The organism is Kribbella sp. CA-245084, from assembly GCF_050942355.1.
Classification (GTDB): domain Bacteria; phylum Actinomycetota; class Actinomycetes; order Propionibacteriales; family Kribbellaceae; genus Kribbella.
The window spans coordinates 3,384,968-3,410,156 of record NZ_CP192053.1; the positions used below are offsets into that span (position 1 = coordinate 3,384,968).

The window sequence follows — 25,189 nt, forward strand, 5'->3', positions numbered from 1 at the left end:
GGGAGACAGAATTGCATGCAATCTGAGGATGGTGGATGAGTACACCCCTGCCGTTGGACGACGTCCGCGTGGTCGAGCTCGGTCAGCTGCTGGCCGGCCCGTTCTGCGGTCAGCTGCTCGGTGACTTCGGCGCCGAGGTGATCAAGGTCGAGGACCCGGCGCGCGGCGACCCGATGCGGCAGTGGGGCCGCGAGCGCCCGTACGGCAAGTCGCTGTGGTGGCCGGTCGTCGCCCGGAACAAGCTGTCGGTCACCGCGGACCTGCGCACCGAGCAGGGCCAGGACCTGGTACGCCGGCTCGCCGCGCAGGCCGACGTACTGCTGGAGAACTTCCGGCCGGGGACCCTCGAACGCTGGGGCCTCGGGCCGGAGCGGCTATGGGAGCTCAACCCGGGCCTGATCGTCACCCGGGTCAGCGGCTACGGCCAGTCCGGTCCGTACGCCGGCCGCGCCGGGTACGGCTCGATCGGTGAGGCGATGGGCGGGATCCGGTACGTCACCGGCGACCCGGACCGGCCGCCGGCGCGGGCCGGGATCTCGCTCGGCGACTCGCTGGCGGCGACGTTTGCCTGCCTCGGCACGCTGGTCGCGCTGCACCAGCGCGGCCGGACGGGGAAGGGGCAGCTGGTCGACTCGGCGATCTACGAGGCGGTGCTGGCGATGATGGAGTCGCTGGTACCGGAGTACCAGGTGGCCGGATACCAGCGCGAGCGGACCGGGACCACCCTGCCGAACGTTGCCCCAAGCAACGTCTACCCGACCGCGGACGGCGAGATGGTGCTGGTCGCGGCGAACCAGGACACCGTCTTCCGCCGGCTCGCGGAGGCGATGGGCCGCCCCGGGCTCGCCGACGACGAGCGGTACGCGACGCACGGCGCCCGCGGTACGTCGATGGAAGAGCTGGACGGCCTGATCGCGGCGTGGAGCAGCACGCTGAAGGCCGACGACCTGCTCGAGCGGCTGAACGAGCACGGTGTACCGGCCGGGCGGATCTACACCGCCAAGGACATGCTCACCGACCCGCACTTCAAGGCGCGGGAGGCGATCGTCCGGCTGATGCACCCCGAGCTGGGCGAGTTCGCCATGCACAACGTGGTTCCCAAGCTGTCCGGCACGCCGGGCCGGGTCCGGCACGTCGGCCCGGCCCTCGGCGAGCACAACGACCTGATCTACCGCGACCTGCTGGGTCTCGGCGACGGCGAGCTGGACTCGCTGCGCGCGGCCGGTGTGATCTGAGGAGGAGACATGACATATCGGCTCGGCGTGGACGTCGGCGGCACCTTCACCGACATCCTGCTGATCGACGAGGACACCGGCCGGACCTTCCGGGCCAAGACCTCGTCGACCCCCGAGGACCAGTCGATCGGCGTACTGCGCGGGATCGAGCGCGCGTGCGCCGCGGCCGGGATCGGGACGACGGCGATTGGTGAGGTGTTCCACGGGACGACCGTCGCGACCAACGCGATCCTGGAAGGCAAGGGCGCCCGGGTCGGGTTGGTGACGACCGAGGGGTTCCGGCAGGTGCTGCAGATCGCGCGGTCGTTCGTGCCGGGTGGTCTGGCCGGTTGGATCATCTGGCCGAAGCCGGAGCCGCTCGCCGCGCTGGAGGACACGGTCGAGGTCCGGGGCCGGTTCGCGTCGGACGGCGAGGAGGTGACGCCGCTGGACGAGGACGACGTACGGGCGAAGCTCGGCCGGCTGAAGCAGCGCGGGGTCGAGGCGCTGAGCATCAGCCTGATCAACTCCTACGCGAACCCGGACCACGAGCAGCGGGTCGCGGCGCTCGCGGCCGAGATCCTGCCAGGCGTGCCGGTGTCGCGCTCGTCGGCGGTGCTGCCCGAGTTGCGCGAGTACGAGCGAACGATCACGACGGTCGCGAACGCGGCGGTCCAGCCGCAGGTGACGCGGTACGTCGCCAACCTCGAGGCGCAGCTGCGCGAGTCGGGGGTGCAGGGGCGGTTGTGCATCCTGCGCAGCGACGGCGGGCTGGTGTCGGCGAGCGTCGCGGCGGACAGCCCGGTGAACCTGCTGATGTCCGGTCCGGCCGGTGGAGTGACCGGCGCGACGTGGGTCGCGGAGCAGGCCGGTTACCCGGACTTCCTCAGCTTCGACATGGGCGGTACGTCGACGGATGTCGCGCTCGTCCAGGGGCTGACACCGCGGGTCGGGCGGGAGACGACTGTTGGTGACCTGAAGGTGCGGGCGACCTCGGTCGACGTACGGACGGTCGGTGCCGGTGGCGGGTCGATCGCGCACGTACCGCCGCTCACGCAGGCGTTGCGGGTCGGTCCGCAGTCGGCGGGCGCGGCTCCCGGGCCGGCGGCGTACTCGGCCGGTGGTACGCAGCCGACCGTCACCGACGCGAACGTCGTACTCGGCTACCTGCCGACCGACCTGGCCGGTGGTGAGATCACCCTCGACCGGGAGGCCGCGCGGGCGGCGGTCAAGCCGATCGCGGACGCGACCGGGCTGCCGTCGGTCGAGGCGGCCGCGGCCGGGATCGTCGACATCGTCAACGAGAACATGTTCGGCGCGCTCCGGCTGGTGTCGGTCCAGCAAGGGTTCGACCCGCGCGACTTCGCGCTGGTCGCCTTCGGCGGCGCGGGGCCGTTGCACGCGAACGCGCTGGGCAAGCTGACCGGGGCGTGGCCGGTGATCATCCCGCCGTCGCCGGGCGTCCTGTGTGCGTACGGCGATGCGACGACGAACCTGCGGGACGAGGCGGTGCGCACGCTGGTACGGCGGTTCGGCGAGCTGACCGACGACAGCCTGCGGGAGCTGTTGACCGACCTTGCCGCGAAGGCGCGGGCGACGCTGGTCGAGCAGGGCGAGGACGAGCAGGACGTCGTGTACTCGGTCGACCTGCGGTACCACGGTCAGGGCTTCGAGATCCCGATCCCGGTCGACCTGGACAGCTTCGACAGCAACGGTGGCGGGCTCGAGGCTCTGCGGCAGGCGTTCGACGCCGAGCACCAGCGGCTGTTCTCGTTCGTGCTCGACACCGAGCACGAGCTGGTCACCGCTCGCGCCACCGCGCACGGGCCGCGGCCCGAGGTTGCTGCCGCCGAGGTCGCCGCAGGAGAGGCGGATCCGTCGCCGGCGCTGCGGTCGCGGTCGCCGATCTGGGTCGAGGGCGCCGAGGTGAGCGCCGCGATCTACGACCGGGCGTTGCTGCGCGCGGGGAACGTCGTACCCGGTCCGGCGATCGTGACCGAGATGGACTCCACCACTTTGATCCTGCCCGGGCACGCCGCGACCGTCCATCCCGGCGGCAGCCTGCTGATCCGACCTATCGACGAGGAGAACTGAGATGGCCCGCCTGATCGAGACCGCCACCGAGCCGCTGGCGACGGTGGACGTCGACGTGGTCACCCTGGACCTGATCGAGAACGGGCTGCGGAACGCGCGGTACGAGATGGACGAGGTGCTGTTCCGGACCGCGCTGTCGCCGGGGATCCGGGAGCAGCACGACGAGTTCCCGCTGATCGCCGACCCGGCCGGGAAGATGGTGGTCGGGCAGTTCGGGCTGTCGATCCCGGACTTCCTGGCGAACTTCGCCGGCGACATCGAGGACGGTGACGTGCTGCTCACGTCGGACCCGTACTCGTGCGGCGCCGCGATCAGCCACGCGAACGACTGGCTGGTGGTGATCCCGATCTACGTCGACGGCCGGATCGTCGGCTGGTCGGCGATGTTCGGGCACATGTCGGACGTCGGCGGGAAGTCGCCGGCCTCGATGCCGACCGACGCGCGGACGATCTTCGAGGAAGGCGTGGTGATCCCGCCGTTCAAGCTCTACAAGGCGGGCAAGCTCGACGACGACGCGCTCCGGATCATCCTGAACCAGGTCCGCAAACCGGACTGGAACCGGGCCGACCTGCACGGGATCGTCGCCGCCTGCCGGACCGCGGCGCGGCGGGTGCAGGAGATGTGCGCGCGGTTCGGGGTCTCGACGTACACCTCGGCGCTGGACGCGTTGCTCGACCGGAACTACCGGGCGATGAAGACGCTGCTGGAGCTGGTGTTCAAGGACGGGGAGACGATCTCGTTCACGGACTACATCTGCGACGACGGGCTCGGGTACGGGCCGTACGAGCTGAAGCTGAGCCTGACGCGGACCGGGTCGAAGGTGCTGCTGGACTTCGCCGGCAGCAGCCCGCAGGCGCAGGGGCCGATCAACTACTACCTGAACGAGAACCTGGTCCGGATGTTCTTCGGGATCTACATGATCACGGTCGCGGACCCGCAGATCCTGTGGAACGACGGGTTCTACCCCCTGGTCGACGTGAACATCCCGGACGAGTCGTTCTGGAAGCCGAAGTACCCGGCGGCGCTGAACGCGCGCAACCACGGGATCGGGCGGGTGTTCGACCTCTTCGGCGGGCTGCTCGGGCAGACGAACCCGAGCCTGCTGAACGCGGCCGGGTTCTCGTCGTCACCGCACTTCATGTACTCCGGGAACTACGGGCCGGGGGAGCGCAAGGGCGAGTGGTTCCAGCTGTACTCGATCGGGTTCGGCGGGATCCCCGGCCGGCCGATCGGGGACGGGCCGGACGGGCACTCGTTGTGGCCGTCGTTCGTGAACATCCCGTGTGAGTACCTGGAGTCGTACTACCCGCTGCGGATCGAGCGCTGGGAGACGGTCGCGGACACGGGCGGGGCCGGATTGCACCGGGGTGGGAACGGGGTCGATGTCGCGTACCGTTTCCTGGAGGCGGGCACGATCGCGATCCACGACGACCGGTGGCTGACGTATCCGTGGGGAGTGAACGGCGGCGAGCCCGGCGCGCGGTCGCGGAAGTGGTTGGAGCGGGCGGACGGCACCCGGGAGATGCTGGGCAGCAAGGTCCACGACGTACCGGTAGCCGTCGGAGACCTCCTCCACTTCGTCACCTGGGGCGGAGGCGGTTGGGGCGACCCACTCGCCCGCGACGCTTCTTTGGTCGGCCTGGAAGTCCTCCGCGGCCTGATCACAGTGGACGGCGCACGCAGGTACGGCGTGGTGTGCGACGAGGAGGGTGTCGTCGACGAGGCAGCCACGGATGCCCTTCGAGCGGACCTCCGCTCCACACGCCCGGACCCGCTTCCTACGTTCGACAACGGACCGGGCATCGAGACGATCCTGGCGAATGCGCTGGAGGAGACGGGTCTGCCCGCCCCACGGCCGCCGGTGGCGCGGTGAGCGGGCCTACTGATTCCACCGCAGCCGCAGCTCCACCCGCGGCCTCTGGCCACGAGCCGGGGTTTGGTGGACGGTTGGAGGCGGGGCGGCGGCCCGTCCTTCTGCTTGTCGACCTCATGCGGGCCTACTTCGATCCGGCTAGTCCGATGTGCTTGCCCTCGAAGGACTGTCTGGAGTCGGCTGCTCGGGTGCTGGGGGCGGCTAGGGAGTTTGGGGTGCCTGTTGTTCATACCCGGGTGGCTTACGCACGGGACGGCGCGGACGGCGGGTTATTTGTGCGGAAGGTGCCTGCGCTCCAGCAGTTGTTCGGCGGTGGGATGTTGGGCGAGTTGATGGAGGAGGTTGCGCCCGTCGAGGGTGAGTTGGTGGTGGTGAAGCAGTACGCGTCGGCGTTCTTCGGGACCTCGTTGGTTTCGACCCTTCAAGTGCGGGGGATCGACACCGTAGTGCTGGCAGGTGTGAGTACCAGCGGGTGCATCAGAGCGACCGCGGTAGACGCCATTCAGTACGGGTTCGTGCCGCTGGTGGTCAGCGACGCGGTCGGCGACCGAGGGCCGGGGCCGCACGAGGCCAACCTGTTCGACCTGCAGGCGAAGTACGCCGAGGTAGTGAGCGAGCAGACGGTGACCGACTACTTCGCGGAGGAGCGGTGAGTGTGACGTCGGTGGAGCTCGTCGAGATGGCCCCGCGCGACGGCCTGCAGAACGAGGACGCCATCCTCACCACCGAGGCCAAGCTCGAGCTGATCGATCGCGCCGTCCGCGCCGGCACGAAACGCATCGAGGTCACCAGCTTCGTGAACCCGAAGCGCGTTCCGCAGCTCGCCGATGCCGACGAGCTGATGCAGGCCCTCCCGCGGTACGACGCTGTCCGCTACGCCGGCCTGGTGATGAACCAGCGCGGCCTCGACCGCGCACTGGCCGGCGGCGTCGACGAGATCGACGTGGTGGTCGTCGCCACCGACACGTTCTGCCAACGCAACCAAGGCATGACAACCGCAGAAGCCTGCACAACTGCGGCGTCGATCGTGGAGGCAGCCAAAGCCGCGGGGAAGTTCACCACGATCACCGTCGGCGCTTCCTTCGGCTGCCCCTTCGAGGGTGAGGTTCCGCTGACCCGCCTGCGCGAGGTGCTCCAGCAGGTAGTTGCCGCAGGCCCCGATGAGCTCGCCCTCGCGGACACGATCGGCGTCGCCGTACCAACCGACGTCACCGAGCGCGCCGCGGTCGCGCGAGCAGCCGCCGGCCCTGACCTGCCGCTGCGTCTCCACCTGCACGACACCCGCAACACCGCCGCCGCCAATGCGGTCGCGGCTTTGTCCGCCGGCATCACCACCCTCGACACCAGCATCGGCGGTGCCGGCGGTTGCCCGTTCGCCCCGGCGGCAACCGGAAACCTCGCCACCGAGGACCTGCTGTATCTCCTCGACCGCATGGGCTGGACCACAACAGTCGACCTGCAAGAGACCATCGCGAACGCCGCCTGGCTGCAGAAGCAGCTCGACAAGACCCTCCCCAGCTCACTACTGCGGGCAGGGCCCTTCCCCTAACGCCCGAGGATGCCCTGTTCGTAGCCCTTGGCAACGGCCGCGGCTCGGTCGGTGACACCGAGCTTGGTGAAGACGTGGCTGAGGTGGGTCTTCACCGTGGCTTCGCTGATGAACAGCTCGCGGGCGATGTCGCGGTTCGGCGTACCCTTCGCGACCAGCTCCAAGACCTGCCGTTCGCGCGCGGCGAGCGGACTCGGCGCCGGCGTACGGACAGCCGTCACGAGCCGTGAGGCGACCGCGGGGGACAGCACCGTGCGACCCTCGGCCGCTTGGCGTACGGCGTTGAACAGGTCGTCCTGCGGCGCGTCCTTGAGCAGGTAACCGGTGGCGCCGGCCTCGATCGCCGGCAGCGTGTCGGTATCGGTGTCCCAGGTGGTGAGGACCAGCACCTTCGAGCGGATGCCGCGGCGGGTCAACTCGGTGATCGCGTCGAGGCCGCCACCGCCGGGCATCCGCAGGTCCATCAGGATCACGTCCGGGTCGAGGTCCGCGGCCAGCTCGACCGCCTCCACGCCGTTCGAGGCCTCGCCCAGGACGGTGAAGCCCGGCACCGATTCGAACATGCCGCGCAGGCCGTTGCGGACCACGGGATGGTCGTCGACGAGCATCAGCGAGATCTCAGGCAGGTTGCCGGGAAGTTTGTCAGGCATGGGGCACCAACGGTACGCGAGCCGACACCGCCGTACCGAAGCCTGGTTCGGCCTCGACGGTGAGGGATCCGGCGATGCGTTCGGCGCGGGCCCGCATGCCGTCGAGGCCGAAGCCGCCGGTGCGTGTGCGGGCGGGGAGCGACATCGGGTCGAAGCCCTTGCCGTCGTCGCGGACGTCCAACGTGACCTCGCTGTCCATGAAGCTGAGGGTGACGCCGACCCGGGTGGCCGCCGCGTGCTTCGCGACGTTGGCCAGCGCCTCTTGGGTGATGCGGAGGATCGTCGCCGAGATCTCACCGTGCAGATGCTGCGGTGTCCCGGTGACGGTGAACTCGGCCCGTACGTCGCTGCGCTCGGACCACTGCTCGACGATCTTCCGCAGTGCTTCGGGGAGACCGTCGTTCGACAGGCCGACCGGGGCGAGGTTGTGGACCGAGCGTCGCGCCTCGCCGAGGCTGTGCCGGGCCAGGTCGGTCGCGAGGCCCACGTGGTCCTTGACCGTCGCCGGGTCGGAGGTGTTCGCGACGACCTGGAGCTGGGCGATGATGCCGGTAAGACCCTGCGCGATCGTGTCGTGGATCTCCGCGGCCAGCCGGCGACGTTCGTCCGCGATACCGGCCTCGCGCGCCTGGACCAGAAGCTGTGCTTGCAATGCGGCGTTCTCGTCGTGCGCCTGCTGGAGCTCGGTGATCGTGGCGGCCCTGGCCCGTGATCGCGCCTCCTCCTGGTCGGCGAAGTGCTTCGCGACCGTCAGCAGCGCGTTGTTCGCGATCAACAGGCCCCCGAACACCAGCCAGCGGGCTACGTCGTGGACCGGGATGCCGCTGGCCTGAGCTGCGGAGATCGGGATGGAGCAGGCGAACAGAGCGGTCCGCCTGGCCCGTCGCCCGGGGATCCTCTCGTCGGCGTCGTAGTACCCGGCCGCGGCGTAGAACGCGAAGAAGCCGTTCAGCAGGGTGAGCGCGAAGCCGATCGCCCACCGCAGCACGTAGTACGTGACCGACAGCTTGCTTGGAACCGTTTGCTTCCAGCCGATCCTGCTCCAGCACAGCTCGACGACCAGAGCAGACCCCACCAGCACCGCGGCCACGGTGCGCTGGTCGTTGAACGGCGTGATCAGGCCGGCTGTCACCAAGGCCAGGAAGGTGCCCAGGGCGAGCAGGAAGTACGGCGCCCACCGGCGGAAGACTTCCTGCCGCCGGTCGAGGACGTCTCCTGCTGCCGTGGTCACGGTCCCAGTTTGCATGACTGACCGATCATTCCCAGCGGAACCACTTGGCGGCGGCTGCGGACAGGAGCACTGCCCAGACCGCCAGTACGCCGAGGTGGGACCAGGACGGCCAGTCTCCGGCCGCTGCCTGACCGAGTGCGCGAGCCGCGGCACCGAAGGGAGTCAGCTCGACGATCGTCCGCAGTACGTGCGGCATGGACTGCACCGGCAGCCAGACGCCCGCGCAGAACATGCTCGGGAAGAACACCGCGGAGCCGATCGCGGTGGCGATCTTCGCGGTCCGGGCGAGTGCGGACACCAGTGCTCCGAGTGCCAGCGCCGCGGCCGCCGCGAGGATCAGCGCCAACGCATAGCCGGCAGCCTGCTTCGGCAGCCGGACGTCGAACGCGAGCCGGCCGATCGTCAGGCAGACCAGCGCCGACACGACCGCGGCCGCACCGTTGAGTCCCATCTGCGCGGTCAGCAACGCGGACGGCTTGACCGGGGTCGCCGACATCCGGCGCAGGATGCCGCGCTCGCGGTACCCGGTGATGATCGGCGGCATCGTCTGCAGACCGGTCACGATCAGCGCGACCAGGACGAGGATCGGGACGTACAGGTCGATGATCCGCAGCCCGCCGAGGCCGGGGTCGACCTTGCGGAACGACGGGATGCTCCCCAGGATCACCAGCAGCAGCGGCGGGAAGCCGAGGATCCAGAACCAGCTCCCGGGCTCCCGGCGGAACAGCCGGGCCTCGGCACGCAGTACGGCGGCCCGGGGCGAGGTACGGCGTACTGGCGCAGTGGTGGCGATGGCGCTCATCGGGTGGCTCCTGTGAGGTCTAGGAACGCGTCGTCGAGGGTGGCATCGGTGACGCGGAGCTGGTGGGCGGTGATGCGGTGACGGGCGAGCAGCGACAGCACGGCGGTCACGGTTTCATCGGTGCCGCCGAGGGTGATCCGGCCGTCCTTCTGCTCGATGGATGCGAGCGCGGGCAGCCCGGCCAGATCCACGTCGTCGAGCGGGGCCGACGGGGTGAACGAGATGACGGTCGATCCCGCCGTACGGCTGATCAGACCCTGAGGTGTGTCGAGCGCGGTGATCTTGCCCTTGTCGATGACCGCGATCCGGTCACACAGCCGTTGGGCTTCCTCCATGAAGTGCGTGACCAGGAGGACGGTGACGCCGCGGGCGCGGACATCCTCGACGACCTCCCAGGTGTCTCGACGGGCGCGCGGGTCGAGGCCGGTGGTCAGCTCGTCCAGTACGACGACCCGCGGGTTGCCGATCAGCGCGAGCGCGATGAACAGCCGCTGCTTCTGGCCGCCGCTGAGTACGCCGAAGCGCGACGTCAGCTGATCCGTCAGGCCCAGCCGCTCGGCCAGCGGGCGCCAGTCGGCCGGGTTCGGGTACAGGGCGGCGTACAGCTCGAGCGCCTCGCGGACGGTGAGCTTGGCCTGCAGCTCGCTCTCCTGGAGCTGCGCGCCGAGCACCTGGGTGACAGCAGCGTGGTCGGCGACCGGGTCGAGCCCGGCGACGCGGACCAGGCCGCTGTCGGGGACGCGCAGTCCCTCGACGCATTCGACCGTGGTGGTCTTGCCGGCGCCGTTCGGGCCGAGGATCCCGAAGATCTCGCCCTCGTCGACGCTGAAGGACAGGTCGTCCACGACGGCGCGGCCGCCGTACGACTTACGCAGGTTGCCGACTTCGACGATCGGCCCGTTCGTGATCATGCCCCGAGCTTCGCCGACCAACCACCCCCCAGGCATCGCCCAACAAGCTCAAGCCGGCATCAGCCAAATGGCTGACCCCGCCCTACGACTCGAGCTGCTGGTCGGCAACCAGGACGCCAGAGAAAAAGAGATGAAGCAAATACAAGAAAGAAAACAAAGAAAGAGATATGGGGTTGTAGCTAGGTTCGGCGGTCGGCCGTGAGTTTGTCTGCACGATGGCAAACTCAGTCGGGTGGCTGGCTCTTTCTTCTTTGAGGACGATTCAGAAGTCCTGGGTCAGTCCGCGCCGTGGAAGCGCGGTGGGACCGTGGGAAGAGCTTGAAGACCAGATGCTTCGATGTCCGGTCCGGGTTTGGCTTGCGCCGCCAAGTCGTGCTCGTGCTCGGAGCCGGCCCCGACACCAACCGGATCCGGTGTCGGGTTCGTCGAGTCGTGGGTTCTGGCGATATTTTGCAGCCGCTGTCCACGACTCGGCGTACCGGCCCGGGGCCGTTCTCCACGACTCGGCGAACCAGCCGACCGGGTGGCCGCCGGCGTCGGGTCTGAGCAACGTTCTGCCGCAGATACATCAGCACCGGCACCACCTGCCGATACAAACCGAGCGACGGCGGACGACCAAAGGCTCTCCCGAGGTCGGCCGCCACTCAGTATCTCTTCTTTCTCTGTTCCTTCTTTAATCTCTTCCTTGCAGGCTCACCCAAGACTTCTGAATGACCCTCTTTCCTTTTCTTTCGTTCTTCGTTTGTTTCTGTCTACTTTGTGTAGAGGGCCTCTACGGCGGTGCCGTATTTTTCCATGACTATGTGGCGGCGGAGGGAGAGTTTGAGGGAGAGTTCGCCGGATTCTTGGGTCCAGTCGATTGGCAGGATCGAGAACTTCTTGATTGCCTCGGCGTGTGAGACCGAGGTGTTGGCCTCGTCGACTGCCTTCTGGAGCTCGGCGATCAGGTCTGTGTCGTGGGTCAGGTCCGCTGGGTCGGTCGGCTTGCCGCGTTCGGTTGCCCACGGGACGATCGTCTCCGGGTCGATCGTGATCAGCGCGGCGATGAACGGCTTGCCGTCGCCGACCACCATGCACTGGCTGATCAGCGGGTGCAGCCGGATCTGGTCCTCGAGCATGCTCGGCGCGACGTTCTTGCCGCCCGCCGTCACCAGGATCTCCTTCTTCCGGCCGGTGATCTTGATGAACCCGTCGACGTCGAACTCGCCCAGGTCGCCGGTGTGGAACCAGCCCTCGGCGTCGATCGCGGCCGCGGTCGCCTCGTCGTTCTTCCAGTAGCCCTGCATCACCTGGCCGCCCTTGAACAGCAGCTCACCGTCCTCCGCGACCGCGACCGCGACCGTCACGCCAGGCAGCGGCCGGCCGACGGTGCCGATCCGGATGTCATCAGGCAGGTTCACCGCAACGGCAGCGGTGGTCTCGGTGAGCCCGTAGCCCTCGAGAACCGGTACGCCGATGCCGCGGAAGAAGTGTCCGAGCCGATCACCGAGGGGAGCGCCACCGGAGACGGCGTACTGCACCTGGCCGCCGAGGACCGCGCGCAGCTTGCTGAAGACCAGCCGGTCGAACAGCATGTGCTTGGCCTTCAGCCCGAACGACGCGCCGCCCTTGTCCTGCGCCTGCGAGTACGCGATCGCGGTGTCCGCGGCGGCGTCGAAGATCTTGCCCTTGCCCTCGGAGTGCGCCTTCTGGCTGGCCGAGTTGAACACCTTCTCGAACACCCGCGGCACGCTCAGGATGAACGTCGGCTTGAACGCGCCGAGGTCCTCGACCAGGTTCTTCACGTCGGCGCTGTGGCCGACCTTGACCCGCTTCATCACGCAGCCGACCTGGATGATCCGGGCGAACACGTGCGCAAGCGGCAGGAACAGCAGCGTGCTCGCGCCGGTGGTGTCGAAGAGGCCGTCGAGGATCTTCACCGCGGGACCGAGCTCGTCGATGAAGTTCGAGTGGCTGATCTTGCAGCCCTTCGGGCGTCCCGTCGTACCGGAGGTGTAGATCAGCGTGGCCAGGTCGTCGGCCGTGACCGCGGAGCGGCGCTTGTCGAATTCGGCGTCGCTGATGTCGTGGCCGAGAGCGGTGAGCTGGTCGACGGCGCCGGCCTCGATCTGCCAGACCTCCTGCAGCGCAGGGGCTTCGGCCCGGGCGGACTCGACGACCGCGCCGTGGGTCGCGTTCTCGACGACGGCGACGACTGCCTCGGAGTCGGTGAGGATCCACTGGATCTGCGAGGGGGAGGAGGTTTCGTAGATCGGCACGGTGACCGAGCCGATGCTCCAGATCGCGTAGTCGATCAGAGTCCACTCGTACCGCGTCGGGCTGAGCAGGGCGACCCGCTCGCCGGGCTTCACACCGGCCGCCATCAGGCCCTTCGCGACGCCGATGACCTGCTGGGCGAACTCGGCGGCGGTCACGTCCTGCCAGCCGCCGCCCGCCACCCGGCGGCTGAAGACCGCGGTGTCAGGATGGGAGGACGCGTTCGCCCACACCGGGTCGCTCAGGCTCCCGCTGGCGGGCTCGGTCACAGCAGGAACGGTGTACTCACGCATCCGCGTCGTCTCCTCAGTCGGTCACGAATTGTCGACTTCCGGCGCACGCTACAGTCACCTACCCACAAGTAGCCACCTTTATGTGACCCAAGGAACTAAGTGTCCTGTGTGAGATGTAGCTCGACGCTATCGGCGCCCAGGCACGCACCTCGCGGCACTTGGCCAGCGCCCACGATGCTCCGCATCGAGGCCACTGACCAAGCACCACGATGCACGCACCTGGACACCGCTATCGTTCAAGCTACATCTCACACAGGACACTAGGTTCGAAGGCATGCCCACGCTCGACATCAGTTGCGACGACCTGGTCGTTGCTGATCCAGCCTACGTCGCCGAGCGACTCGGATCGGACACCCTCTGGCGCGAGTGGTGGCCGGACCTGACCCTGACACCGTCCGAACGACGCGGCGCGGAGGGGGTCCGCTGGGCCGTCACCGGAGCAGCCGTCGGTACGTCGGAGTGGTGGCTCGAACCGGTCCGCGACGGGGTCGTCGTGCACTGGTACCTCCGCGTCGACCCGGCCCGACCGGTCCGCGGCCGGGCCCTCGAACGGCTCAAGGAGCGGTACGTCGCGACGTACCGGGAGCACCTGTGGCGGTTCAAGGACGAAGCCGAAGCGGGCCGCGCGGCGGGCGAACGACGTACCTCGTCCGATCCCGCGATAGTCTCCGTTGAGGACCCCAAGTCCGACACTGAGAACCGACCGGCGAAGAGGTGAATCGATGGCGGAACAGACCACCTCGACCATCCAGGTGAACGCGAGCCCCAAAGACATCATGGCGGTGATCGCGGACTTCGCGGCGTACCCGGAGTGGGCCGACTCGATGCGGGAGACCGAGGTGCTGTCCACCGACGAGGCCGGCCGGCCGAACAAGGTCCGTTTCAAGGTCGATGCCGGCGCGATCTCGGACGAGTACACGCTGGCCTACGTCTGGTCCCGCAACGAGGTGACCTGGACGCTGGTCGAGGCGAAGATGGTGAAGGGGATGGACGGCGCGTACGTGCTGCGCGACCTGGGTGCGGAGGGGACCGAAGTGACGTACCGCTTGGCCGTTGATGTGGCGATCCCGATGATCGGCATGCTCAAGCGGAAGGCCGAGAAGGTCATCATCGACACCGCCCTGAAGGGCCTCAAGAAGCGCGTCGAGTCCTGATCCAGTGACTCGCGTTCTGCTGTATACGGGTAAAGGCGGGGTCGGCAAGACGACCTCTGCCGCGGGTACCGCCACGCTCGCCGCACTGCGCGGGCTGCGGACGCTGGTGCTGTCGACGGATGCCGCGCACTCGCTGTCGGACGCGTTCGACTCCGAGGTCGGCCCCGAGCCGACGGAGATCGACGATCTGCTGTTCGTGCAGCAGATCGACGCGCAGCGCAAGTTCGAGCGGTCCTGGGGCGACATCCAGAACTACCTGCGGTCGGTGCTGCACATGGTCGGGGTCGACCCGATCGAGGCCGAGGAGCTGACCGTGCTGCCCGGCGCCGCGGAGGTGCTCGCGCTGCTCGAGGTGCGCGACCATGTCCGGTCCGGTCGCTGGGACGTGATCGTCGTCGACTGTGCGCCGACCGCGGAGACGCTCCGGCTGCTGGGGCTGCCCGAGGCGCTGAACTGGTACCTCGACCGGATCTTCAACGCCGAACGCAAGATGATGCGCACGTTCCGGCCGTTCCTGAGCCGCGGGTCGAGCCTGCCGGTCCCGGACGACAACGTCTTCGACGCGTTGCGCCGGCTGCAGAGCGACCTGTCGGACATCCGCACGCTGCTGGCCGGCCCGGACGCCTCGGTGCGGCTGGTGCTGACGCCCGAGGCGGTCGTTGTCGCCGAGGCGCGGCGGTCGCTGACGAGGCTCTCGTTGTACGGGTACCGCGTGGACGGCGTCGTGGCCAACCGGGTCTTCCCGGCTGCCGGCGCGGACACCTGGCGCCGGCAGTGGGTTGCTGCGCAGCGGGGGATCCTCGAGGAGGTCGCCGACTCGTTCCGGCCGCTGCCGATCTGGGAGTCGCCGTACCGGGTCTGTGAGCCGGTGGGCGTCGAGGAGCTGGCCGCGTTCGCCGTCGAGATGTACGGCGGGGACGACCCGTTCGCGCGTGCCACCGATGAGACGTCGCTGTGGGTGGATCGGCACATCGACACCGACGGTCGGACGTACACGCTGACGATGCCGTTGCCCTTGGCATCGGCCAGCGAGCTGGAGCTGGCGCGGCACGGTGACGAGCTGATCATCACCGTCGGGTCGTACCGCCGCGTCCTGCCGTTGCCGGCGGCGCTGGCGCGTGGAGTGGTCGCGGGTGCACGGCTCGACGACGGACGGCTGCAGGTGCGGTTCGCGCCGCGGGAGAGTGCGCGGCCGGTCGCCCCGGCGGAGCTGCCCAGCGGATCGGGTCCGCTGGAGTCGGCGCAGGAGCTGGCCCAGGGCCTCACAGCGGAGTACCACGAGCAGCTGGCTCGCCGTACGGCGGCGATCGGGGAGGGCTTGTGAGCAAGGACCCGGTCGGCTCGGTTGCCGAGGAGGCGGCCAAGCTGTTCGCGGTGCTGCAGCATGCGGCCACGGACGCTCCGCCACAGCGCGAGCCGGCGGCTGACGCGGCTGACGAGGCGCCGCCGGCTGATGCAGTGGAGCACGAGCACAAGCTTGGGCCCGACTGTATGTGGTGTCCGGTGTGCCAGCTGATCCACCGGGTCCGGAACACCAGCCCGGAGACGATCGAGCAGCTGTCGACGGCGGCCGCGCATGTGTTGGGCTCGTTGAGATCCCTGCTGGAGGCCGCCGCGGAGGCGGCCCGGCAGTCGCGGGAGGACGCAGCGTCGCGGCCGAAGAGCTCCGCACAGCCCGAGGAGGAACCGGCCCCGACCAAGGTGGACCGGATCGACGTGAGTGAGGACCCCGAACCATGGGACTGACGATCGGCATCGATGTCGGCGGTACGAAGATCGCGGCCGGCGTGGTCGACGAGCACGGCACGATCGGGGCCCGCACGCACCGCGACACCCCGGCGGACTCCGCCGACGGGACCGCGGCGGCGATCTGCGACGCGGCGGCCGAGCTGATCGCCGAGCACGAGATCGAGGCGGTCGGGATCGGCGCCGCCGGGTTCGTCTCGTCGGACCGGTCGACCGTGCTGTTCGCGCCGAATCTGGCCTGGCGGGACGAGCCGCTCGGCGCGCGGGTGTCGGAGACGCTGAACATCCCGGTGGTCGTCGAGAACGACGCGAACGCCGCGGCCTGGGGCGAGTTCGCGTTCGGCGCGGCGAAGGACGTCGAGCACATGCTCTGCCTCACGGTCGGCACCGGCATCGGCGGCGCTGTGGTGAGCGACGGCGAGATGCTCCGCGGTGCTCACGGCGTCGCGGCCGAGCTCGGCCACATGCGCGTCGTACCAGGCGGGCATCGGTGCGGGTGCGGGTCGCGCGGATGCCTGGAGCAGTACGCGTCCGGGCGGGCGCTCGTGCGTGAGGGGCGGGCTCAGGCGGAGTCGGGTTCGATCGCGGCGGCGCAGATGCTGAGCGTGTGCGGGATCACCGACCCGGCGCAGCTGACCGGGCCGATGATCACCGAGGCGGCGATGGCCGGCGATCCCTGCGCGGTGGAGCTGCTCGAGGACCTCGGCCGCTGGCTCGGCGAGGGGCTGGCGAGCCTCGCGACGATGTTCGACCCGACGCTGATCGTGATCGGCGGCGGTGTGAGTGCCGCGCGGGACCTGCTGATGAAGTCCGCCGAGATCGCCTTCGAGAAGGTCCTCCCGGCCAAGTCCAACCGGCCCCACCCGACCTTCACCCTCGCTCTGCTGGGCAACGACGCCGGCCTGATCGGCGCCGCCGACCTGGCCCGCCGCCCGGCTCCTGTCCAGGCTCTCGCTCGGTGATCTGGGATACTGGGAGCGGACCGGCGGGGGTCGGGGGTACCGCGAGGAAGGTCGAACCTTGGCTCTGACGCAGGCTTTGACGATCGGGATCGATATCGGCGGGACCAAGGTCGCCGCCGGGGTGGTCGACCCGGAGGCCAACATCCTGGACCGGGTACGCCGGGACACGCCGACCACGGACCCGAAGGAGACCGAGGACGCGATCGCGGAGATCGTCCACGACCTCACGTCGCGGCACGACGTGATCGCGGTCGGGATCGGCGCGGCCGGGTTCGTCGACGTGACCCGGTCGTCGGTGTTGTTCGCGCCGCACCTCGCCTGGCGGCACGAGCCGCTGCGGGACGCGGTCGAGCGCCGGCTCGGTCTGCCGGTCGTGGTCGAGAACGACGCCAACGCGGCGGCCTGGTCCGAGTGGCGCTTCGGCGGCGGACAGGGCGAGAGCCACCTGGTGTGCGTCACGCTCGGCACCGGCATCGGCGGCGCGATCCTGAACGACGGCTCCCTGCAGCGCGGGAAGTTCGGCATCGCCGGCGAGTTCGGCCACATGCAGGTCGTCCCCGGCGGTCACCGCTGCGAGTGCGGCAACCGCGGCTGCTGGGAGCAGTACGCGTCCGGCAACGCGCTCACCCGCGAGGCCCGCGAGCTGGCGACGTCCGGCTCACCCGTCGCACACAACCTGCTGCGTGCGGCCGGCGGCGACCCGCGCAAGATCAACGGCCCGATGGTGACCGAGCTGGCCAAGGACGGTGACCCGGTCGCGGTCGAGCTGCTCGAAGACGTCGGCCGCTGGCTCGGCATCGGCCTCGCCAACCTGGCCGCCGCGCTCGACCCCGGCACGTTCGTCATCGGCGGCGGCGTGTCCGACGCGGGCGAGCTGCTGCTGGCGCCGGCTCGTGAGGCGTTCAAGCGCACGCTGACCGGCCGTGGCTTCCGCCCGGAGGCCCGGATCGTCCGCGCGGTCCTCGGCCCGGAGGCAGGCCTGGTCGGTGCGGCTGACCTGGCTCGGGAAGAGGCGACCTGGTTGCGCCGGGTCCGCGTCAAGACGACCGCGGTCACGGCAAAGACGGCAGCGGCACGCGGACGCTCGACTCGCTTGGAGCGGGCCGCCCGCAAGTCGGCCGCCCGGCGGACCGGAATGCGCGCCGCAGCGACTGAGACCGAGCTGCACCCGGCCGACGTGAACGGCGACAACGAGGCATGAGCGACAGGCCGCCTGCAGAGGCGGTGCTGCGGGTGCTGTCGTACAACGTGCACCGCTGGGGCGACGACCGTACGGCGCTCGCCCGGGTGGTGAGGGCATGCGCGCCGGACGTGATGCTGGTGCAGGAGGCGCCGACCTGGTTCGGTACCCGGCGCAAGCGACGCGCGATGGCGGCCACCTTCGGCCTGCGGTACGTCGCGGCGTCGGCCCGCAACGCGATCCTCGTTGCCGACGGCATCGACCTGACCGCCATCCGAGGCCGCCGCATCTGGCGCCCGTTCGTCCGCCGCCGCCTGAACTTCATCGCCACCCAACTCCCCGGCGGCGCCGTCGGCGGGGTAGTAGTCCTGGGCTCGACGCGCGTGGCCGTCGTGGTCTGCCACTTGGGCCTACACCCCCGAGGCCGCATCCACGAACTGGCTCAGGTCCTGACCCTCTGCCGCTCCTTCCACACGCCATACCTACTGACCGGCGATGTCAACGAAGAACCAGACGGCCCCATCTGGAAGACCCTCGCCGAAGAAGGCCTGGTCGACCTAGGCGGCGGACCCACCTTCAGCTCCACCAACCCCCGCAAACGCATCGACGCCGCCCAACTAACCCCCCAACTAACCGGCCGCCTCCGCCACATCCCGGCAACCAAACAAGACCTGGCCGCCGCCTCCGACCACCTCCCACTCCTGGTCGAGCTCGCCCCGTAACTCAGACGGACCTCCGCCACTGACCAACCTCGGTGCATCCACCCTCGCCAGGCGGGACGGGCCGCTCGACGCGTCGCCGGCGAGACCTTGGTCAGTGGCTCAGGTCCGGATCCCCAGCCCACCACATTCGAGGCCTCGAGCCCCCTCCACGCGCGACCCCGCGGGAAGCTGCCGATCGTGATGGCCTGGAGATCCGGGTCAGAGCCTGAACTCCAGCAGCGGGTCGGTGACCACCTCGCGCCAGCGCTCGCGATGGCCGGCGGCCTGGAGGCGGTAGTAGAGGGTCTCCCGGCGTACGTCCGTCGCCGTCCCGAAGTGGCCGCCGATGTTGTGGGCCAGCAGGTAGTGGGCGAAGAGCACGCTGCCGGCTGGGCCGGTCGCCTGGATGGGGTCGCCGAGAGGGACGTCTGGGTATGGGCCGGGGTTCATCTCGTCGAGGCGGGCGAGGGCGTCGGCGCCGTGCTCGGCCAGGTAGCCGCCGAGCCGCAGATGTGTGCCGGGCCAGATGTACAGATTCCCGCGGTCGGGCTCGGCGTGATCGGTCAGCCAGATCCCCGCGAGCATGCTGAACGTCCCCGGGGTGCCGTCGTCGAGACCCGGCGTGATGCCGTCGACATGCGGTCCACCCGGTCGGTGCGGCCACGGCGGGATCGTCGTCGCGACCTGCGCGAAGTCCGGATCTTGTACGGCGAGGTCCGGCCGCAACAGTTCACCGGCCAGCTCCGCGAGCTCGACCGAGTGGTAGAAGTCGAGCAACGGATGCCCGTCCCCGAATCGCGGCCAGAGGAAATGCGCACCGACCCCCTCCGGCGGCTGCCGCTCCAGCATCGTCGCCACGATCCGGCGGCCGGTCGCGAGTTGCGCGTCGGTCAGTACGCCGGGAACGACGAGGTACCCCTGCTCCTGGAAGTGCTTCCGCTGCGCATCGCTGATCATGTCGGCAGTCCATCAGCGGGCCGTCGTACCGGCAATTGAATTAGCTCTTGCGGCGGTTGAGGAAGGCGCGCATCGCGTCCTGGGCCACAGGCGAGCCGAAGAGCGACGCCGAGAGCTCCGCGAGGTCCTTGCCATTGGCATCGATATTGGCGAGGAGGTCGCGGTTGAGGAGCTTCTTGGTCTCGTGCATGCCCTGCGGGACACCCTTCAGCAGCGCCTCAAGCACCGTGTCGACCGCCGCGTCGAGGTCATCGTCCGGCACCGTCAGTGTGAGCAGCCCGAGCCGCGCCGCTTCCAATGCGTCGAACCCGTTGCCCGTGAGGAACGTGTACGCCGCCGCGCGATCGGTCAGCCGCGGAATGACAGTGAGCGAGATCGTCGCCGCCGCGAGCCCCAGCCGTACTTCGGTCAACGCGAACGTCGCGCTCTCCCCGGCGATGCTGATGTCGGCCGCCGCAACGATCCCGATCCCACCGGCCCGCACCGCCCCGGCCACCCGCGCGACCACCGGCTTCGGGTTCGCGACGATGGCCCGCTGTACGTCGACCATCCGCTGCGCCCCGACCCCCATCCCGACGGTCGTCGCCTCGGACAGATCAGCCCCCGAGCAGAACACATCCAGCGCCGACCGAACCACGATCACCCGCACCAGCTCATCCGCCCCCGCCGCCTCGAGTTGCTCCAACAACTCACCCGTCAACTGCTGCGACAACGCGTTCTTGTTCTGCGGCGAGTCCAGCGTGATCGTCGCGACGCCGTCGGCCACTTCGAGGTGCACGAGTTCGGTCATGTTCGCATTCAACACCCTCCACGCCACACCCGCTGTGTGCTGCGTTACCTGCCCCCGTCCACTCCTACGATGGGCTGCTTCAGCCCGATGAAGGAGTGGTGCGATGCCGATCGACATCAGCGGTGCGACCGTGAAGCAGACCGTCAGGTTCGATCGGCCGATCCGCGGCGACCAGCTGATCGATGCGGTCAGGCGGACCTGCGAGGCGAACCGGTCGAAGTTCTCCGAGACCAAGGAGTACGACGACGGCTGGCGGCACGCGGTTGGGCAGAGCTCGAGTACGCCGTACGAGAATCTGCTCGTCGCGCCCAACCGGACCGACGCGTTCATCGAGCCGAACGCTCACTACACCGAGGCCGTGGTCCTGCGTCACAACGACGGGTACGGCTCGCGCACGATGGCTCGCTTCACGATCGAGGACGAGGTCGAGTCGGCCGTCCAGTTCGCGGAGTCCCTGCAGCGGACCGTCAACCACGGTCCTGGCACCTCCGCCGGCATGACTCGCGCTCCGCAGACCCGCGGGGAGGAAGCCGACACGTCGCTCAACGCCGGTGACCCGGCGCGGTCCTGGGATCCGCCGTCGGGCGGTTACCGCGCCGGCAACCGCGACCTGAGTCGCTGACCGTCACGGGCCGGACGGGGAGGCCTTTGGATTGAGGGGGTCGGCGTGGCGGTGGGTGATTTTCCACTCACCGTGCTCGGCGCGGAACACCATCGTGGCCCGGAGGACGTGCGGGACCGGCTCGGGCTGGGTGATGTGGTGGACCGTGCAGCGCTCGATCGCGACCGTGTACGCCGTGTCCGCGCCGACGTGCTGCTCGAGGTACTCGAACTCGACCTTGGCGCCGGTGTCGCGGAACTGTGACGACGCCCATTCGTACCTGGGCCCGATCTGCGAGAAGCCGACCTCGTGGCCGCCGAAGCCGCCGAAGATCGAGGTCTGTTCGCTGTGCGACACCAGCGGCATCCACAACGACGGATCCCCGTTGACGAAGGCGGTGTTGGCCTCCTCGAACCGGCGCAGGAACGATTCGAAGTCTTCAATCACCCAGCCAGTCTCACCCGAGCAGGGGTCACTTGCTGTCGGCGTACTCCGGGGACAGCTCGCGGGCCAGGTGCTCGATGAACAGGCCGACGTCGGTGACGATGCCCCGCGCCTGCGACGAACCGCGGTCGGCGAGCTTGGTCACGGTCGCAGGGTTGATGTCCACGCAGGTCAGCGGGATCGACGCGGGCAGGATGTTGCCGGTGGCAACCGAGTGCAGCATGGTCGCCGCCATCAGGCAGTACCCGACCCCGTCCAGTTCGGCCCGCATCGCTCGCTGCCCCTCGAGTACGTCGGTGTAGACGTCCGGCAGCGGCCCGTCGTCGCGCACCGACCCGACCAGCACGAACTTGCCGCCCGTCTTCACCAGCGCGTGCATCACGCCCGAGGTGAGGACGCCCTGGTCGACCGCGGCCTTGATCGAACCGGCCTTGCGGATCGTGTTGATCGCGCGGATGTGGTGCTCGTGCCCGTGCTCGACGCCCCGCCCGCGGGCAAGATCCACCCCGAGCGACGTCCCGTACAGCGAGGACTCGATGTCGTGCGTCGCGAGCGCATTGCCGGCGAACAGTACGTCGACGTACCCGGCCTCGACGATCGCGACCATCGCCGGCGCCGCGCCGGTGTGAACGATGCCGGGGCCGCCGACCCACAGCACCTTCTGCCCGTTGGCCTTCGCCTCACGCATCCCGTCCGCGACCTGCTTGACCAGGACCCGCTGCGGCTTCTCCGACGACACGTCCGACTCCATGAAGCCGAAGCCCTCGTCGGTGTTCACCACGATCGGGGGAGTGACCCGCACGCCCTGCGCGCTGGTGATGATCCTCATCCCTGCACGTACGTCGGACATCGGGATCGTCCGCACGATGCCAGATTCAGGGTCGCCCTCGACGAGCAGACCGCAGTCCATTTCCGGGTTCTGCACCGGCACCCAGTGGCCGCCGAGTCGCACACTGGTCGGCAGGTTCGTGGTCGAGTAGAACCCGTCCGGGAACACGCCGTCCTGCGACACCTCGGTGATCTCCGGCGTACCGGGGTCGACCAGGTTGGCGCCCTTGGTCTGGATCCGCATCAGCAGCCGCTGCAGCGATTCCTCGTCGTCCGCGCCGACCGTCATCCGGACCGTGGACGGGTCGTCCTTGTCGTAGCCGAGGTCGAACTTGTCCAGCGTGTACTCGCCGCCGTACCCGCGGATGTCGTCGAGGACGCGGGACAGCAGCCCGGAGTCCATCAGGTGGCCGGTGATCTCGACCGTCTCGGTGACCTGCACGGGTGCCCTCCCTCGCGATTCGTCGGATTGTCCGACGATCCGCATGCTAACTCAGACGACCGCCCCGTCGTCGCCCCCGTCACCAGGTGGAAGGCGGTCCTTCATCCGCAGCACCAGCGTCAGGAAGCCGCCGATGAAGCCGGCGACCGCGAGCGTGGTGATCCGGCCGGTGCCGAAGTCGAGGACCGCGGCAGCGATCAGCAGCAACGGACCGCCGAGCAGCCCGAGCCAGGCGAGCCGGGTGATCCAGTCGAGCCGCGGGCCGCGCGGCGGGTCGGGCGGGACGAAATGGTCGTGCGGATCGTCGGCCTTGCGGGCCGGCTTCTCGTCCTTCTCGTCCTCGTCGTCGTCCGACGTCTCCGAGACGGTCAGCCCGGTCGGCACGTCGATGAGCGGCTCGTACTTGTCGTCGACGTCCTCGCTGGCCGGCCACCGCGGGACCGGGTCCTCGCCGCCGTCGTGACCCGGCGCGGACGGCTGGCTGAACTGCTGGACCAGCGACTCCCACTCCGCGTCCTCGGTACTGCGATCGATCACCGGGCGGGCCTTGTCCACCGCCTCGGCGTCGACGAAAATCTCGTCGTACCCGACCGGAATGCGGACCGGTTCCTCGGCCTCTTCCGGCGTTCGCGCCTCGCTCTGGTTCTCGCAGTACGCCGCGATCCCGGCCGCGGCGAGCGCGTCCAGCACCGGCTGGGCGACCAACGGGTCGATCCCCCCGAGCGACGCGTACGACGCCGCGGTCAGTCCGTTGTCACGCATCGGTGGTACCGCTCAGCCGCTTGATGAAGGCTGATGAGTCCGCGAAGATCCGCGGCGCGTCGTTGTCCAGGGTTGCCACGTGATAGCTGTCCTCGAGCAGGGTCTCGGTCACGTCGCGGGACGAGATCGAGGCCAGCACCGTCCGCCCCGAGCTCGGCTCCACCACATGATCGACAGTACTGCGGAACAGCAGCACCGGCTGCGTGACTTCGGCCAAATCATCGCGGGTGAGCTTCCACAGCTGCGACAGCGAATGCAGCGCGCGCAACGGCATCTTGTCGTACGCACCCTCGTCGGCGTCCGGTTTCTTGATGTCGTTCGAGATGCCGGGGAACGACGGCACCAGCCTGGCCAGCACCGGCAGCAGCGCCAGCCGCTTGTCGTCGGTGCGCACCGACGGGTTGATCAGGACCAGACCGGAAACATCCGTCCCGTGCTGCTCGGCCAGTCGCAGGACCAGGCAGCCGCCCATCGACAGTCCGACGAGGAAGACCTGGTCGTGCTCCTTGCGCAGGCGCATGAGCTCGTTGTCGAGTACGGCGTACCAGTCGGGCCAGCCGGTCTTGTTCATCTCCTGCCAGCTGGTCCCATGACCGGGCAGCCGCGGTACGGCGACGCCGTACCCCTCGGCGGCGAGATGTTCCGCGAAGGGCCGCATCGACTTCGGCGAGCCGGTGAACCCGTGGCTGAGCAGGACTCCGACGGCCGCGTTCGCCCCGCTTCCGGGACTGCGAAACTCCTCCGCGTGGGCTTGCACTGGCACGCTCGACTCCTCGCCGTTCCGTTCCTCACAGACGCCCCAGCCGAAGACGGCCGGAGCGCGTGTCAATCGTCGCATCTGGGCTGCGTCCAGTCTGCATCCAGGTGACAACACGGTGAGCAACACCCACATTCCTGGCGGTGACATTGCCTGAGGGGGAAGCTGGAACGTAGTGTCCGCTGTGTCGGGCGAGTGACGGAGGTCGAGGCGAATGCTGTACCTGTTCCTGAGACGGTTCCTGGTCGCTCCATTGATCAAGCTGCTCTTCCGGCCCAAGGTGACCGGGCTCGAGCACGTGCCGACCGACGGTCCGGCGCTGCTGGTCAGCAACCACCTGGCGTTCTGCGACTCGATCTTCCTGCCGGTGTCGGTACCGCGGCAGATCGTCTTCCCGGCCAAATCGGAGTACTTCACCGGTCCAGGCCTGAAGGGCAAGCTGGTCGCCACGTTCTTCCGGTCGGTGGGCCAGATCCCGATCGACCGGTCCGGCGGGCGCGCCTCGCTGGCCGCGCTGAACACCGGCCTGAGAATCCTCGAGGAGGGCGGCCTGTTCGGGATCTATCCCGAGGGCACCCGCTCGCCTGACGGCCGGCTGTACAAGGGCAAGACCGGCGTCGCACGGATGGCGATCGTGGCCGGCGTCCCGGTGATCCCGGTCGCGATGATCGACACCGAGAAGCTGCAGCCGCCGGGCAAGATCCGGCCGAACTTCTTCTACCGCGAGAAGGGCCGGCTGGTCCCGCGCCTGGTCCGTCCGGGCGTCGCGTTCGGCAAGCCGCTGGACTTCTCGCGGTACGAGGGCATGGAGCGCGACCGCTTCGTCCTGCGCTCGGTCACCGACGAGATCATGTACGCGCTGATGGACCTGTCCGGCCAGGAGTACGTCGACATGTACGCCGACAAGGCCAAGGAGCTGATCAAGGCCGGTGAATCGGTCGACGAGCACCTGCGACTCGGCGACACCAAGGCGAGCTGACGCGGTTCGGGGC

The 25,189-nt window shown here is 69.0% G+C and carries 25 protein-coding genes; 14 read left to right on the plus strand and 11 right to left on the minus strand.

What is annotated here, in order from left to right:
* Nucleotides 1–35 precede the first annotated feature (35 nt).
* The 5 genes from ACQPYH_RS16265 to ACQPYH_RS16285 all read left to right on the plus strand — a co-directional run bounded on the left by ACQPYH_RS16265 (nucleotide 36) and on the right by ACQPYH_RS16285 (nucleotide 6,730).
* Nucleotides 36–1,235: a CaiB/BaiF CoA transferase family protein gene (locus tag ACQPYH_RS16265; protein WP_432892173.1), complete on the plus strand. Its 1,200-nt coding sequence runs from the start codon at nucleotides 36–38 to the stop codon at nucleotides 1,233–1,235.
* A gap of 9 nt (nucleotides 1,236–1,244) precedes the next feature.
* Nucleotides 1,245–3,308 carry a hydantoinase/oxoprolinase family protein gene (locus ACQPYH_RS16270; RefSeq protein ID WP_432892175.1) on the plus strand — a complete coding sequence of 688 codons (2,064 nt, stop codon included), beginning with the start codon at nucleotides 1,245–1,247 and terminating at the stop codon, nucleotides 3,306–3,308.
* Nucleotide 3,309: 1 nt separating this feature from the next.
* Entirely contained in the window at nucleotides 3,310–5,181 is a 1,872-nt protein-coding gene (locus ACQPYH_RS16275; RefSeq protein WP_432892176.1) for a hydantoinase B/oxoprolinase family protein, read from the plus strand.
* A gap of 146 nt (nucleotides 5,182–5,327) precedes the next feature.
* Nucleotides 5,328–5,834 (plus strand): isochorismatase family protein, encoded by a 507-nt coding sequence (locus ACQPYH_RS16280; protein WP_432894408.1) that lies wholly within the window; start codon nucleotides 5,328–5,330, stop codon nucleotides 5,832–5,834.
* Nucleotides 5,831–6,730 (plus strand): hydroxymethylglutaryl-CoA lyase, encoded by a 900-nt coding sequence (locus ACQPYH_RS16285; RefSeq protein WP_432892179.1) that lies wholly within the window; start codon nucleotides 5,831–5,833, stop codon nucleotides 6,728–6,730. Before ACQPYH_RS16280 ends, ACQPYH_RS16285 begins: the two co-directional genes overlap by 4 nt.
* Here the strand turns inward: ACQPYH_RS16285 and ACQPYH_RS16290 are convergent.
* From ACQPYH_RS16290 to ACQPYH_RS16310, 5 genes are all read right to left on the minus strand, one after another.
* On the minus strand, nucleotides 6,727–7,380 hold the full coding sequence (locus tag ACQPYH_RS16290; protein WP_432892181.1) for a response regulator: 654 nt from the start codon (nucleotides 7,378–7,380) through the stop codon (nucleotides 6,727–6,729). The genes ACQPYH_RS16285 and ACQPYH_RS16290 overlap by 4 nt on opposite strands.
* The gene (locus ACQPYH_RS16295) at nucleotides 7,373–8,611 is read right to left on the minus strand and encodes a sensor histidine kinase (RefSeq protein ID WP_432892182.1); all 1,239 of its coding nucleotides are present in this window, start codon (nucleotides 8,609–8,611) and stop codon (nucleotides 7,373–7,375) included. Before ACQPYH_RS16295 ends, ACQPYH_RS16290 begins: the two co-directional genes overlap by 8 nt.
* A gap of 25 nt (nucleotides 8,612–8,636) precedes the next feature.
* On the minus strand, nucleotides 8,637–9,413 hold the full coding sequence (locus tag ACQPYH_RS16300) for an ABC transporter permease (protein ID WP_432892183.1): 777 nt from the start codon (nucleotides 9,411–9,413) through the stop codon (nucleotides 8,637–8,639).
* Nucleotides 9,410–10,324 (minus strand): ABC transporter ATP-binding protein, encoded by a 915-nt coding sequence (locus tag ACQPYH_RS16305; RefSeq protein WP_432892185.1) that lies wholly within the window; start codon nucleotides 10,322–10,324, stop codon nucleotides 9,410–9,412. The genes ACQPYH_RS16300 and ACQPYH_RS16305 overlap by 4 nt, the downstream gene beginning before the upstream one ends.
* 752 nt (nucleotides 10,325–11,076) lie before the next feature.
* The gene (locus tag ACQPYH_RS16310; protein ID WP_432892187.1) at nucleotides 11,077–12,873 is read right to left on the minus strand and encodes an AMP-dependent synthetase/ligase; all 1,797 of its coding nucleotides are present in this window, start codon (nucleotides 12,871–12,873) and stop codon (nucleotides 11,077–11,079) included.
* A gap of 274 nt (nucleotides 12,874–13,147) precedes the next feature.
* On the opposite strand from ACQPYH_RS16310, the gene ACQPYH_RS16315 reads away from it, so the two are divergent.
* The 7 genes from ACQPYH_RS16315 to ACQPYH_RS16345 are packed head-to-tail and all read left to right on the plus strand — an operon-like array spanning nucleotide 13,148 to nucleotide 18,637.
* A complete protein-coding gene (locus ACQPYH_RS16315) occupies nucleotides 13,148–13,591 on the plus strand; it encodes a hypothetical protein (protein ID WP_432892189.1) in 444 nt (147 codons plus the stop codon).
* Nucleotides 13,592–13,595: 4 nt separating this feature from the next.
* The gene (locus tag ACQPYH_RS16320) at nucleotides 13,596–14,027 is read left to right on the plus strand and encodes an SRPBCC family protein (protein ID WP_432892190.1); all 432 of its coding nucleotides are present in this window, start codon (nucleotides 13,596–13,598) and stop codon (nucleotides 14,025–14,027) included.
* Nucleotides 14,028–14,031: 4 nt separating this feature from the next.
* Nucleotides 14,032–15,351 (plus strand): ArsA family ATPase, encoded by a 1,320-nt coding sequence (locus tag ACQPYH_RS16325; RefSeq protein WP_432892191.1) that lies wholly within the window; start codon nucleotides 14,032–14,034, stop codon nucleotides 15,349–15,351.
* The gene (locus tag ACQPYH_RS16330) at nucleotides 15,348–15,773 is read left to right on the plus strand and encodes a hypothetical protein (RefSeq protein WP_432892192.1); all 426 of its coding nucleotides are present in this window, start codon (nucleotides 15,348–15,350) and stop codon (nucleotides 15,771–15,773) included. Before ACQPYH_RS16325 ends, ACQPYH_RS16330 begins: the two co-directional genes overlap by 4 nt.
* Entirely contained in the window at nucleotides 15,764–16,735 is a 972-nt protein-coding gene (locus ACQPYH_RS16335) for an ROK family glucokinase (RefSeq protein ID WP_432892193.1), read from the plus strand. Before ACQPYH_RS16330 ends, ACQPYH_RS16335 begins: the two co-directional genes overlap by 10 nt.
* A gap of 58 nt (nucleotides 16,736–16,793) precedes the next feature.
* Nucleotides 16,794–17,936 (plus strand): ROK family glucokinase, encoded by a 1,143-nt coding sequence (locus ACQPYH_RS16340; RefSeq protein WP_432892195.1) that lies wholly within the window; start codon nucleotides 16,794–16,796, stop codon nucleotides 17,934–17,936.
* Entirely contained in the window at nucleotides 17,933–18,637 is a 705-nt protein-coding gene (locus ACQPYH_RS16345; protein ID WP_432892197.1) for an endonuclease/exonuclease/phosphatase family protein, read from the plus strand. The genes ACQPYH_RS16340 and ACQPYH_RS16345 overlap by 4 nt, the downstream gene beginning before the upstream one ends.
* 198 nt (nucleotides 18,638–18,835) lie before the next feature.
* Here ACQPYH_RS16345 and ACQPYH_RS16350 read toward each other — a convergent pair whose 3' ends face one another.
* On the minus strand, nucleotides 18,836–19,573 hold the full coding sequence (locus ACQPYH_RS16350) for a phytanoyl-CoA dioxygenase family protein (RefSeq protein WP_432892199.1): 738 nt from the start codon (nucleotides 19,571–19,573) through the stop codon (nucleotides 18,836–18,838).
* Between the two features lie 40 nt (nucleotides 19,574–19,613).
* Nucleotides 19,614–20,363, minus strand: coding sequence for an enoyl-CoA hydratase-related protein (locus tag ACQPYH_RS16355; protein ID WP_432892200.1), 750 nt, complete (start codon nucleotides 20,361–20,363; stop codon nucleotides 19,614–19,616).
* Between the two features lie 103 nt (nucleotides 20,364–20,466).
* On the opposite strand from ACQPYH_RS16355, the gene ACQPYH_RS16360 reads away from it, so the two are divergent.
* On the plus strand, nucleotides 20,467–20,985 hold the full coding sequence (locus tag ACQPYH_RS16360) for a hypothetical protein (RefSeq protein ID WP_432892202.1): 519 nt from the start codon (nucleotides 20,467–20,469) through the stop codon (nucleotides 20,983–20,985).
* Between the two features lie 3 nt (nucleotides 20,986–20,988).
* On the opposite strand, the gene ACQPYH_RS16365 is transcribed toward ACQPYH_RS16360, so the two are convergent.
* The 4 genes from ACQPYH_RS16365 to ACQPYH_RS16380 are packed head-to-tail and all read right to left on the minus strand — an operon-like array spanning nucleotide 20,989 to nucleotide 24,203.
* Entirely contained in the window at nucleotides 20,989–21,411 is a 423-nt protein-coding gene (locus ACQPYH_RS16365; protein ID WP_432892204.1) for a YybH family protein, read from the minus strand.
* Between the two features lie 25 nt (nucleotides 21,412–21,436).
* Complete coding sequence (locus ACQPYH_RS16370; protein ID WP_432892206.1) at nucleotides 21,437–22,678, minus strand: TIGR00300 family protein; 1,242 nt, start codon at nucleotides 22,676–22,678, stop codon at nucleotides 21,437–21,439.
* 51 nt (nucleotides 22,679–22,729) lie between these two features.
* On the minus strand, nucleotides 22,730–23,440 hold the full coding sequence (locus ACQPYH_RS16375) for a hypothetical protein (RefSeq protein ID WP_432892207.1): 711 nt from the start codon (nucleotides 23,438–23,440) through the stop codon (nucleotides 22,730–22,732).
* A complete protein-coding gene (locus tag ACQPYH_RS16380) occupies nucleotides 23,433–24,203 on the minus strand; it encodes an alpha/beta hydrolase (protein WP_432892209.1) in 771 nt (256 codons plus the stop codon). Before ACQPYH_RS16380 ends, ACQPYH_RS16375 begins: the two co-directional genes overlap by 8 nt.
* Nucleotides 24,204–24,411: 208 nt before the next feature.
* Here ACQPYH_RS16380 and ACQPYH_RS16385 point away from each other — a divergent pair, with 208 nt between their 5' ends.
* Nucleotides 24,412–25,176 carry a lysophospholipid acyltransferase family protein gene (locus tag ACQPYH_RS16385; RefSeq protein WP_432892211.1) on the plus strand — a complete coding sequence of 255 codons (765 nt, stop codon included), beginning with the start codon at nucleotides 24,412–24,414 and terminating at the stop codon, nucleotides 25,174–25,176.
* Nucleotides 25,177–25,189 lie beyond the last annotated feature (13 nt).